Annotated in this window: 4 protein-coding genes; 3 read left to right on the forward strand and 1 reads right to left on the reverse strand. The window is 73.9% G+C overall.

What is annotated here, in order from left to right; translation table 11 throughout:
• Window positions 1-3 precede the first annotated feature (3 nt).
• Window positions 4-738: an SDR family oxidoreductase gene (locus C9F11_RS31520; RefSeq protein WP_138962438.1), complete on the reverse strand. Its 735-nt coding sequence runs from the start codon at window positions 736-738 to the stop codon at window positions 4-6.
• 995 nt (window positions 739-1,733) lie between these two features.
• Here C9F11_RS31520 and C9F11_RS31525 point away from each other — a divergent pair.
• From C9F11_RS31525 to C9F11_RS31535, 3 genes are read left to right on the forward strand one after another with little or no spacing between them, the layout of a single operon-like run.
• On the forward strand, window positions 1,734-7,856 hold the full coding sequence (locus tag C9F11_RS31525) for a non-ribosomal peptide synthetase (RefSeq protein WP_138962439.1): 6,123 nt from the start codon (window positions 1,734-1,736) through the stop codon (window positions 7,854-7,856).
• A 13-nt stretch (window positions 7,857-7,869) separates the two neighbouring features.
• Complete coding sequence (locus C9F11_RS31530) at window positions 7,870-8,649, forward strand: alpha/beta fold hydrolase (RefSeq protein WP_138962440.1); 780 nt, start codon at window positions 7,870-7,872, stop codon at window positions 8,647-8,649.
• A complete protein-coding gene (locus tag C9F11_RS31535) occupies window positions 8,646-12,446 on the forward strand; it encodes an SDR family NAD(P)-dependent oxidoreductase (protein WP_138962441.1) in 3,801 nt (1,266 codons plus the stop codon). Before C9F11_RS31530 ends, C9F11_RS31535 begins: the two co-directional genes overlap by 4 nt.
• The last annotated feature ends 308 nt before the right edge of the window (window positions 12,447-12,754 follow it).

Here is a 12,754-nt window from a genome sequence, read left to right on the forward strand (position 1 = left end):
GATTCACCCCATGAAGTGTCCGCCGTCCACGATCAGTTGCTGACCCGTGATGTAGGAGGACCGCGAGGTCACAAGGAATTCGAGAGCGTCGGCGATGTCCTGCGGGGTGCCGATCCGCTGCTGTGGAATGGAGTCGATGACGGCCGCGCGTCGTTCCGGCTCGTCGAGCCGGTAGCGCTCGGTGACTTCTGGGGTGTCGGTAAATCCGGGGAGCAGCGCGTTGACCTGGATGTGCGGAGCCAGTTCAAGGGCCATGCACTTGGTGAGCTGGAGCAGCCCCGCCTTGCTGGCACAGTAGTTGGCGCCGTTCGCCCGCGGGCGGATCGCCGTGGTGGCGCCGATGTTGACGATGGAGCCGCCGCCCGCCTCGATCATGGCGGGCGCGAGGGCCTGGCTGAGGTGGAACGGCCCGGAGAGGTTGGTCGCGACGACCTGGTCCCAGTCCTCCTCGGTGAGGGAGAGGAAGGGCCGGTCGCGGTTGACCCCGGCGTTGTTCACCAGGATCCGGGGGGCGCCGTGCTCCTCGACGATCCGCGCGCAGACCTCGCGGACCTCCGCGGGCCGCCCGACGTCGGCCCGGACGGGGACGATGCTTCCCTCGCCCGCCTCGGCCGCCTCCTTGGCCGCGGTCTCGTCGCTCCGGTAGAGGGCGAGCACCCGGTGGCCCAGGGCGCTGAGCCGCAGACTCAGCGTCAGTCCGATGCCCCGGGTGCCGCCGCTGATCACTGCCGTCGCCATGAGAACTCCACAGAGGTGCGTGCTGCGGGGCGGTCGGCCGGACACGGGATCGCCCCGGCGTCGAGCAGCCCGGACGGATCGCGTACGTCCCTCACCCCGCACGGACGAATGGATCGAAGAACTGGTTCGGATCGGGCCGCCGCCCGCGATGACCGGGCGGGGAATATCCCCGGGCGTACCGCCGCCGGTGAATTCCGCACGCGCCGCCCAGGCCTCCCGGCCCGCTGCCACACCCTCACGCCTGCGGCCTGCCGGGGTCAAGCAGGGAAAGAGTGCCTGACAAGACCGCTTCGCGACATCTCGGATGTCCTGTCCACGGGACACGGGGGCGTCGTGCGGGCGTCGCCCCGGGGAATCGCGTGCGGGTGGGCCGGTGAATTGCTGGCGTTCGCGCCGCGGAGGTTTCGTACGCCACGGAGGGGGAGAGCGGGGATCCGTCCGCGCGGTGCGGAAGCGGTGCGGCAGCGGTCCGGACGCGGTGCGGCAGCGGTCCGGAAAGCGGTGCGGAACAGGGACAGCGGATAGCGCTCGGCCGCCGCTGCGCAAGGCCTTCGCTCTCCCTCGCGGATGCCCGCGGCTCTTCTGCGCGGATGCCTGTGGCTCTTCTTCGTGGATGCCCGCGCGACCCCGCCGCGCAACTCACAGGAAACGTAAGGGACATGCTCCCGGACAAGCCCGGGGATTGCTCTTCCGCGGCTTTCCGTGAAGCCTGCTCGGGTCCGTGTCCGCCGTGCTCCCGAGTGGCATCGCCAGGCGCCATTCGGATGTCCTGTAGACGGGACACGGGGGCCGCCGCGCAACGCCCTGCCAGGGACTCTTCTTTGCTTGACCCCGGCAGGCCGCAGGCATGAGGGTGTGTTCGCAGGCCGGGAGGCTTGGGCGGCGCGTCTGGAATTCACCGGCGGCGGTACGCCCGGGGATATTTCCCCGCCCGGTCACCGCGGGCGGCGGCTTGATCTGAACCACTTCTTCGATCCATTTGTCTGTGTGGGGTGATGGATGTGCATGCTCCGCTGGAGCGAAACCGTCCGCTGACGAGTAGGGACGGGGCGGCCGGACGGATCCTCGACACGACGGTGCTCGAGCTGTTCGCCCAGCAGGCCCGGCTGACTCCGGACGCGATCGCCGTGGTCTGCGGGGACGAGACCCTGACCTACGGCCAACTCGACACCAGGTCCGCCGCGTTGGCCGCGGGCCTCGCCGGGCGCGGCGTACAGCCGGAGTCCCTCGTCGCGGTCGCGCTGCCGCGCTCCGCGGAGTCCGTCGTGGCCCTCCTCGGCGTGCTCAGGGCGGGCGCCGCCTATCTGCCGCTCGACCCCGACTACCCCGTCGAGCGCGTCGAGTTGATGCTCGGCGACGCGGCCCCCGTCCTGCTGCTGAGCGCGGGGGACACCGCGCCGCGGCTGTCCGGCTCGTGCCCTGCCGTGGACGTGGCGGAGCTGACCGGTGCCACCGGCGCGGCGCCCGCCGTCGCCGCGCACCCGCTGGCGCTCGCGTACGTGATCTACACCTCCGGGTCGACGGGCCGGCCCAAGGGCATCGGCGTCACCCACCGCGACGTGGCGGCCCTGGCCCTGGACGAGCGCTGGCGCGGCGGTGCGCAGGAACGCATGCTGCTGCACTCGCCGCTGGCCTTCGACGCCTCCGTCTACGAGATCTGGGTGCCGCTCCTCAACGGCGGCACGGTCGTCGTCGACCCCTCGCCCGACCTCACGCCCGCCGCGCTCGCCGAGCAGGTGGCCCGGCACGACGTCACCGCCGTCTGGATCACCAGCGCGCTCTTCAACCTCCTGGTGGAGGAGGACGCGCACTGTCTGACCGGGCTCCGCGAGGTGTGGGTGGGCGGCGACCGCGTCTCGCCGCAGGCCGTCGCCCAGGCCATGGCGGCCTGCCCCGACACCGTCTTCGTGAACGGCTACGGCCCGACCGAGACCACGGTCTTCGCCACCAGCCACCGGGTCGACCCCACGCGGGACCCGGACGCCGAGGTGCCGATCGGGCAGCCCCTTGACAGCTTCGCGGGCTATGTGCTTGACGCGGAGCTGCGGCCGGTGGAGCCGGGCGTCCCCGGCGAGCTGTACATCGCGGGCCCCGGTGTGGCCCGCGGCTATCTGCGCAGGCCGGGCCTGACCGCCGAGCGGTTCGTGGTCTGCCCCTTCGGCCCGGCCGGTGAACGGATGTACCGCACCGGCGACTTGGTGATCCGCGACGCGAACGGCGACCTCGTGTACCAGGGGCGCGCCGACCACCAGGTAAAGGTGCGCGGCTTCCGCATCGAGCTCGGCGAGATCGAGGCGGCGCTGCTCGCCCACCCCGCGGTGGCGCACGCCGCGGTGATCGCCCGCGAGGGCCGCGGCGGCGACACCGCCAAGCAGCTCGTCGGCTATGTGGTCCTGACCCAGGACGGCGCGCCCGCGCCCGACGCAGCGGACCTCCCGGCCGAGCTGCGCGAGTTCGTGGCCAAGGGACTTCCGGACTTCATGGTTCCGGCCGCGCTCATGGTGCTCGACCGGCTGCCCCTGACCCCGAACGGCAAGCTGGACCGGGCCGCCCTGCCCGAGCCGCACTTCACCAGCACCGCCTACCGCGCGCCGCGCACCGGGACCGAGGAGGTCCTGGCCGGTGTCTTCGCCGAGGTCCTCGGCCAGGCACGCGTCGGCGTCGACGACGACTTCTTCGCCCTCGGCGGCGACAGCATCCAGTCCATCCAGGTGGTGTCGCGGGCCAGGACCCACGGCCTCCTGGTCACCTCGCGGCAGGTGTTCGAGCACCGGACCGTGGCCGAACTGGCGGGCGTCGCCGCCACCGACACCGGCGAGAGCGGCCCCGTCCTGGCCGAACTCGACGGCGGCGGCGTGGGACACCTGCCGCTCATGCCGGTGGCGCACTGGATCCTGGAGAACGGCGCGGGCTTCGACTCGCTGCTCCAGGCCGTGGTCCTGGAACTGCCGCACGACATCGACCGGGAGGGCCTGGCCGCGACCCTGACGGCCGTCCTCGACCGGCACGACCTGCTGCGCGCGCGGCTGCTGCCCGACGGGCTGCTCGTCGCCCCGGCCGGCACCGTCGACGCGGACCCGCTGATCCGCACCGTGTCCTGCGACGGACAGTGGTCCGGCGAGTCCTGGCGGACCCTGCTCGTGACCGAACTCCAGGACCTGGCCGAGCGCCTCGACCCGGCGGCCGGCGCCCTCGCGCAGTTCGTGTGGTTCCAGCCGCCCACCGGCCCCGGACGGCTCCTGGTCGGCCTGCACCACATGGTCGTCGACGGCGTCTCCTGGCGGATCCTGATGCCCGACCTCGCCACCGCCTGGAAGCAGGTGCGCGACGGCGCCGCCCCGCGCCTCGCGGCCCCCGCGACCTCGGTGCGGCGCTGGGCCCACGCCCTGGTGGAGGAGGCGGCCCGGCCCGAGCGGGTGGCCGAGCTCGACCGGTGGACCTCGATCCTCGACGGACCCGACCCGGTCCTCGGCGCCCGGCGCCTGGACCCGGCGAAGGACGTACAGGCCACCGTCGAGAAGGTGCGCGTGGTGCTCCCGAGCGCCGCCACCGAGGCCGTCCTCACCTCCGTGCCCGCGGCCTTCCGCGGCGGGGTCAACGACGTGCTGCTCGCCGCCCTGGCGATGGCGGTGGTCCGCTGGCGCCGCACGCGCGGCGTCGAGGAGCCCTCGACGCTGCTGCGCCTCGAAGGGCACGGGCGCGAGGAGGAGTCGGTGCCCGGCGCCGACCTCTCGCGCACCGTGGGCTGGTTCACCAGCGTCTTCCCGGTCCGCCTCGACCTGTCCGGCATCGACGTCGAGGACGCCTTCGCCTCCGGCCGGGCCGCGGGCGCCGTCATCAAGGCGGTCAAGGAGCAGCTGCTCGCCCTGCCCGACAAGGGCCTCGGCTACGGCCTCCTGCGCTACCTCAACCCCGAGACCGCCGAGGTCCTGCGCCCGCGCGGCCTCGGCCAGATCGGCTTCAACTACCTGGGCCGCTTCTCCACCGGCGACATGCCCGAGGAGCTGCACGGCCTGGGCTTCACCCAGACCGCGGACGCCGCGGAGTTCACCGAGCTGGCCGAGCTGGACGCCGGGCACGACCCGGCCATGCCCGCGCTGTGCGAGGTGGACATCAACGCGATGGTCACCGACACCGCGGCAGGTCCGCGCCTGGGCGCGGTCTTCGGCGCCCCGGCCGGGGTGCTCGCCGCGGCGGACGTCACCGAGCTGGCCGAGCTGTGGCAGTCGGCGCTCGAAGCCCTGGTGCGGCACGCGGCCGCCCCCGGCGCGGGCGGCCTGACGCCGTCGGACGTGCCCCTGGTCAGCGTCTCCCAGGGAGAGATCGAGACCTGGGAGGAGCGGTACCCGGGCCTGAGCGACGTCTGGCCGCTGACGCCCCTGCAGGCCGGTCTGCTGCACCACACCGAGCTGGCCGGCACCGGCGTGGACATGTACCAGGTACAGCTGCTCTTCGGCTTCGACGGGCCGGTGGACGCCGCCCGGATGCGGGCGGCGGGGCAGGCACTCCTCGACCGGCACGCGAGCCTGCGCACCGCCTACGTACCCGACGCGGGCGGCGACCTCGTGCAGCTCGTCGTCTCCGGCGTGACGCTGCCCTGGCGCGAGGTGACCGTGGCGGAGGACGCGTTCGAGTCCTTCCTCACCGAGGACCGCACCACGACCTTCGACCCCACCGAGCCGCCGCTGCTGCGCATGACCCTGGCGCACGTCGGGGACGGCCGCACCGAGGTGGTCCTCACCGGCCAGCACGTGCTGTTCGACGGCTGGTCCGAGCCGATCCTGCTGCGCGAACTGCTGTGGCTGTACGCCGACCCGTCCGCGCTGGCCAAGGCGCCCTCCTTCAAGGAGTTCCTCGGCCACCTCCAGCGCCGCGACGAGGAACAGCGCGAGCTTTCGGTACGGGCCCACACCGACGCCCTCGTGGGGATCGACGAGCCGACCCTGCTCGTCCCCGAGGAGGCCGAGGGCGGCGCGAGCGGCTTCGGCGAACTCGACCTCGCCCTGACGCCGGACGAGGCCCGCGCCCTGGTGCGGCGGGCCGCGGAGACGGGCAGCACGCCCAGCAACGTCGTCCAGGCCGCCTGGGCCGTCGTCCTCGGCGAGCTCACCGGCCGCACCGACGTGCTGTTCGGCGCCACGGTCTCCGGCCGTCCGCCGGAGCTGCCGGGCGTGGCCGACACGGTCGGCCTGTTCATCAACACCGTGCCGGTCCGCGCGCGCTGCGCGCCGGGCAAGACCCTCGCCCAGGTGGCGACCGAGCTCCAGGCCTCGCAGGCCGTCCTGCTCGACCACGACGACTGCGGCCTGGCCGACATCCACGAGGCCACCGGCCTGGACGCGCTGTTCGACACCCTCGTCCTGGTCCAGTCCCACCCCTTCGACAACGCTGCCATCGCCGACGCCGGCGAAGCGGCCGGTCTGCCCGTACCGAGCTTCCGCAACATCGCGGGAGCGAACTACCCGCTCATCGTGATGGCCGAGCAGGACCCGCTGCTCCGCCTGCGGCTCCAGTACCAGCTCGGCGCGTTCGACCGGGAGCGGGCGGCCGACGTCGCGGAGCGGCTGCTCCGCGTGCTGCGGGCCTTCCTCGCCGACCCCCACAGCAAGGTCGGAGCGGTGGGCGCCCCCGCGTCCGGCGCGCTCGCCGCCACGGCCCGGCCGACCTCGCGGACGGCCCCGGCCGCGGCCGACGAACTGCTGCCGCAGCTCTTCGCACGCCTCGTGGCCGAGGACCCGGACGCCCTGGCCTTCGTCGCCGACGGAGTGATCACCCGGCGCGAGCTGGACGAGCGGGCCGACCGCCTCGCCGGTGAACTCCTGCGGCACGCCGTGGAGCCCGACTCCGTGGTGGCCGTCTCCTGCGTCGACCCGGTGGACCGCACGGCCGCCCTGCTCGCCGTCCTGAAGGCGGGCGCCTGCGCCCTGCCCCTGGATGCCGAGGACTCCCCGGAGTGGACCGGCTCCGTCGTCCGGGACACCGCGGTGAGCGCCGTCATCGTCGACAAGGAGACCGACGACCGCGACTGGGGCGCCGCGCCCCGCATCCGGGTGCCCCTGGACGCCCTGGACGCCGCTCCGGCCGTCCCGCAGGTCCGGCCGCTCCCCGGCCGCCTGGCCCTGCTGACCCACGCGCCGGACGCCACGGCCCGGCCGCGGGCGCTGGCCGTCACCCACGCCGCTCTCCTGCGCGACGTGCGCGGCTTCGCCTCCGACACCGCGGCCTTCCTCGAGGCGGGCCCCGCCACGCCCGCCGCCGAGCTCCTGCTCGCGCTCGGTGCCGGCCGCGCCGTCGAGATCCGCGAGGGCGCGCCGGAAGCCCACCCGCTCGCCGCCGACGCCACCCGCGCCCGCGTCCTCAGCCCCTCCCTCGCCCCCACCGCCCCCGGCGGCACCGGCGAGCTGTACCTCACCGGGGAGTACGGGCGCGGCTACCCCAGGCACCGGGCCCGCACCGCCGAGCACTTCGTCGCCGACCCCCACGGTCCGGCCGGGGCCCGGCTCTACCGCACCGGGCTGCGGGCCCGCGTCACCGCCGACGGCGGGTACGAGCCGCTCGGCCCCTCCACCGGGCGGACCGAGGGCCAACAGGCCCTGGAGGCCGTCCTGTCGGGCCACACCGCCGTGGCGGCCGCCGCCGTGGTCAGTGACGACACCGGCCCCGTCGCCTACGTCGTCACCGCCGCGGGCGCCCGGATCGTGCCCGACGAGCTGCGGGCCCTGGCCGCGCAGCGCCTGCCGCACCGGCTCGTGCCCCGCGCGGTCCTGGTCCTGGACGAGCTGCCCAGGACCGCCACCGGGCGGCTCGACGTCAAGCGGCTGCCCGAAGCCGCCGAGGCGCCGCGCCCGGCCCGGGCGGCGGGCAGCGAGCGCGAGGAGTTCCTGCTGAGGGTCTTCGGCGAGGTGCTCCAGCGGGAGAACGTCGGCGTCGACGACAACTTCTTCGCCATGGGCGGCAATTCGCTGCTCGCGACCAGGCTCATCGGCCGCATCCGCAACGACCTCGGGGTGGAGCTCACCCTTCGCTCGATATTCCAGTACAAGACCATCGCCGAACTGGCAGCCCACTGGGACGAGATCGTCACAGCGAGCGGCCCCCGACTGCGCAAGATGAGCTAGGGAGAAACCCAGCATGTCCATAGTGAGCCCCGAACTCGCCGGTGAGACCCCCTACATCTGGCGCGCCCGGCAGCCGCAGAGCAGGCACCGGCTCATCTGCTTCCCGCACGCGGGCGCCGGTGCCACGGCCTACGCCGAGTGGGCGGCCCTGCTGCCGCCGGAGATCGAGCTGGTCGCCGTGCAGCTGCCCGGCCGTCAGGACCGCATCGCCGAGAAGCCGTTCAGCGAGGTCGGCCCGCTGGTCAGCGTGCTGACCCACGCGCTGCGGCCCGTGCTCGGCGGTTCGTACTCCTTCTTCGGCCACTCCTGCGGCGCGGCGCTCGCCTTCGAGCTCGCCAAGACCCTGCGCGCCAAGGGCCAGACCGGGCCCGAGCACCTCTTCCTGTCCGCGCAGGCCGCCCCCGGCGCGACCGGGATCCGGCAGCTGCACGACCTGTCCGACGACGAGTTCCGCGACGCGATGCTGACCCTCGGCGGCATCGACGAGGAGATCGCGAACGACGAGTTCGTCATGGACTCCCTGGTGCCCGTGCTGCGCGCCGACTTCAGCCTCTGGGAGCGCCACCGCACGGCCCCCGAGGCGCCGCTCGACTGCCCCATCACCGTCCTCGCGGGGGAGACCGACCCGCAGGCGCCCAAGGATTCGCTGGACGGCTGGCGCGAGCAGACGAACGCCGAGTTCACGCTCCGCTTCTACGACGGTGGCCATTTCTACTTCCTCGATTCGCCCGGCATCGTGGTCTCGGCCATCGCCGAGAAGATGCTGGGCGCGGTGGCGGGGAGGACCGCATGACGAGCCCGGACGCCCTCGGCGTACTCGACGACATCACCGGCCGGATCACCGCGGCCGCCCTCACGGTGCCCGGAGTCGGCGACGCCGTCGCCGTGGCCCGCAAGGGCGTGCGGACGGCCTCCGCGCCGCGCCCCGCGGCGGCCCCGCCCGCCGCGGAGGCGCAGGACCTCGGGGACGCCGCGCCCGCCCTCCTGGACGGCGGCCCCGTGCTCATCCCCGACGGCGCGCCGACCACCCTCCAGGAGGCGCTGAGCCAGGCGGCCCGGCTCGCCCCCGACAAGGGCACGGTCTACCTCACCAAGGGACACGACGACGTGTTCCAGAGCTACGCCGAGCTGCTCGCCGACGCCGAGCGGGTCCTCGCCGGACTCCGCGCCGCCGGGCTGCGCCCGGGAGACGCGGCGCTGTTCCAGTTCGCCGACAACAAGGCCTTCCTGACCGCGTTCTGGGCCTGTGTGCTCGGCGGCTTCGTACCGACCCCGGTCGGCGTGGCCACGACGTACCGGGCGGAGAACGAGACCAACCGCAAGCTGCACAACGCCTGGAAGCTGCTCGCGCGGCCCGTGCTGCTCACCGACGACGCCACCGCCGAGGCGCTCGCCGGGGTGCGCGAGCTGTGGGGCGAGCCCGAGGTGCGCATCAGCACCGTCGCCGAACTCCTGGCCTTCGAGCCCGACAGCGACTGGTTCCCCGCCACCCCCGCGTCCCCGGCGCTCAACCTGCTCACCTCGGGCAGCACCGGGATGCCCAAGTGCGTGCACCACACCCACGCCAGCCTGGTGGCCCGGTCGCTCGCCGTGATCCAGCACTGCGGCCTCACCGGCGACGACATCAGCCTCATCTACATGCCGTTCGACCACGTCACGGTCGCCTTCTACAACGTTCGTGACGTCTTCGCGCGGTGTCTGCACATCAACGCCACGACCGAGCACGCCCTCGGCGACCCGCTGCTCTGGCTCGGCTGGGTCGACCGCTACCGCGTGACGAACACCTGGGCGCCGAACTTCGTCTACGCCCTTGTCAACGAGCACGCCGACGAGGTCCGCACCAACCGCTCCTGGGACCTGTCGTGCCTGCGCGAGATCGTCAACGGCGGTGAGCCGGTCATCGCCTCGACCAGCCACGCGTTCCTCGAACTGCTCGCCCCGCACGGCCTCGCCGCCGACGCCATGCGCCCGGCGTGGGGCATGTCCGAGACCTGCTCCGGCGTGACGTACACCCAGCAGCACCGCGACGACCACGCCGCGGGCACCGTCGCCATCGACCCGGCCTCGCTGACCGGCACCGTCCGCCACGTCGACCCGGCCGACAAGGCCGCGGTCGTCCTCTCGACGGTCGGCAGCCCCCTGCCCGGGGTGCAGCTGCGCATCGTCGACGACGCGGGCCGGGAGCTGCCCGAGGACCGCCTCGGCGAGCTGCGCATCCGCGGTCTGACGCTGATGCACGGCTACTTCGCCAACGAGGAGGCCAACCGCGAGGCGTTCGACGAGGACGGCTGGTTCCGCACCGGCGACCTCGCGTTCGTCCACGACGGCGAGGTCGTGATCGCCGGGCGCAAGAAGGACCAGATCATCGTGCGCGGCATCAACTACATGGCGCACGAGGTCGAGAGCGTCGTGGAGCGGGCCGCGGGCGTGAAGGTCACCTTCTCGGCCGCCGTCGGGGTGCGCGAGCCCGGCGCCGACTCCGATCAGCTCGTGGTCTTCTTCGTGCCGGTGCGCTGGGACGCCGACGCGCTCGCCGGGGTCAGCGAGGAGCTGCGCGCCCTGCTGCCCCGCGAGGTCGGCATCGCGCCCGACCTCCTTGTGCCCGTCACCGAGGCGGAGTTCCCGAAGACGGGCAGCGGCAAGGTCCAGCGGGCCGCGCTCGCCGCCGCCTTCCGCGCCGGGACCTTCGCCGACCGCGCCATCGGCGGCGAGACGGCCGAGGAGGTGCCGGACACCTGGCTGTTCCGGCGGCAGTGGACCGAGCTGCCCGACCCCGCAGCGGCGGCGGCCGGGGCCGGGGTCCGGCTCGTCATCGCCGACGACGCCGACGCCGCGCGCCTGGGCGTCGAGGGGCCGGTCATCACCGTCGGCCGCGGTACGGGCTTCGCCGAGCAGGCGCCCCTGCGGTTCACGGCGCGCACGGACGACCGCGAGGACCTGCGGCGGCTGCTCGCGGCCGTGACCGAGGCCCACGGCCCGCTCGCCACCGTCGTCCTCGCCCCGCCGCTGTCCGGCGGCGACGACCCGCACGCCCGGCTCACCGCGGCGACGGCGGAGCTCTCCGCCCTCGTCGGGGCGCTCGCCGACGGGACGTTCGGCCACCCGACGCTGCTCCTGGTCACCTCCGGCTCGGTGTACGTGCGCGAGGGCGACGCCGTCGACCTCGGCACCTGTGCGCTGCCCGCCCTGGTGCGGACCGCCGTCGCCGAGAACCCCCGCACCGTGATCCGCCAGCTCGACCTGCCCGCCGACCCCGGCGGCTGGCCGGCGGCCGTGCGCGCCGAACTCGCCGACACCACCAGCACGGGCACCGTCGCCGTGCGCGCGGGCCGGCGCCTCAAGCCGCAGGTGGCCCCGGTCGCCGACGACGCCGCGCCGACCGCGGCGCCGCTGGTCGCGGGCGGCCTCTACCTGGTCACCGGCGGCCTCGGCGGCATCGGCCACGAGATCGCGGGCTATCTCGCCGCCGCCTACGGAGCGCGTCTGCTGCTCGTCGGCAGGTCGCCCGCCGAGGGCGAGAGGGCGGCCCGGCTCGCCGAGCTCTCCGCGCTCGGCAGCGTCGTGTACGAGCAGCTCGACATCACCGACGGGGCCGCCCTCGAAGCGGCGGTCGCCGCGGCCGAGGCCCGCTGGGGGCGCCCGCTCGACGGCGCGCTGCACCTGGCGGGGGCCAACCCCACGGGGCAGTGGGCCGACCTCGAACAGCACACCGTGGCGGCCGAGTCCGAGGAGACGTACGCCGCCCAGTACGGCGCCAAGGTCGCGGGCACCCTCGCGGTGGCGCGGGTGCTCCTCACCCGGCCCGACGCCTCGCTCGTGCTCTTCGGCTCCGTGAACGGAGAATTCGGCGGCCATTCCTTCGGCGCGTATTCGGCGGCCAATGGCTTCCTCGTCGGATTTGCGGACCACTGGCATCACGAGCGCCGCCGCACTGTGCATTGCCTGGCCTGGAGCATGTGGTCGGGCATCGGCATGAACCAGAACCAGTCCGACGCGCCCGCGCGCAGCCGGGGTTTCCGTTCCATCAACGCCTCGGACGGTCTGCGGCTGTTCACCGAAAGCATCGTGACCCCGCACCACTACCTGATCGTCGGCCTCGACCTGGGGAATCCGGCGATCGTGGACGAACTGGTTCCGGAACAGCTGCGGATCGGTGAGCTGCTCGTCGCCTACACCGCCGACGGCGTGGACGCGGAGGCCGTGCACGCGGCCGTCGCGCCCAGCGTGCAGGACTGCCCGGTGCCGGTGCGCCTGGTGCGCGTGGACCGGGTCCCGAGGGACGCGGCGGGCGCCGTGGACGTGGCCCGGCTGCTCGCCGACACGGCCGCCGACCGGCCCAAGCGCCGCTTCACGGCGCCCGAGACCGACCTGGAGCGGCAGCTCGCCGCCCTGTGGTCGGACGCCCTGAACCAGCCGGAGGTCGGCAGGGACGACTCGTTCTTCGACCTCGGCGGCAACTCGATCCGGGCCACCCGTCTGCTCGCCCTGGTCGACGAGGAGTTCGCCGTCCGGGTGCCGACGCAGGAGCTCTACGAGCACCCCACCGTCGAGGGCATGGCGGCGTTCGTCACCCGGCACACCGCCGGCTGAGTGCTCCCGCGCCGCGTCGGCGCCCCGCCGCGGCGGCCGCCCCCGGCCGCCGCGGCCCGGCCGGTGTCCCGATGTCCTGTCGCCAGGAAAAACGGGGCACCGGCCGCGTGCTGCTCCACCCCGAATTCGCTTGACCCCGAGGGGCGCTGCGGGAAAAGTAAGTGTCGCTCCGCCGTCAGCCCGAAGTGCCCGACCGCCGTCATCCCGATGTGAATTGAGCGGCAGGTACGAGACGGACCGATAGACCGGCTCGCCCATTCGAAATTCATGAAACCCACGGACGTCGAGTTCGCGCGCCATCCGCGCCC

It is taken from the genome of Streptomyces sp. YIM 121038, from assembly GCF_006088715.1.
GTDB lineage: Bacteria > Actinomycetota > Actinomycetes > Streptomycetales > Streptomycetaceae > Streptomyces.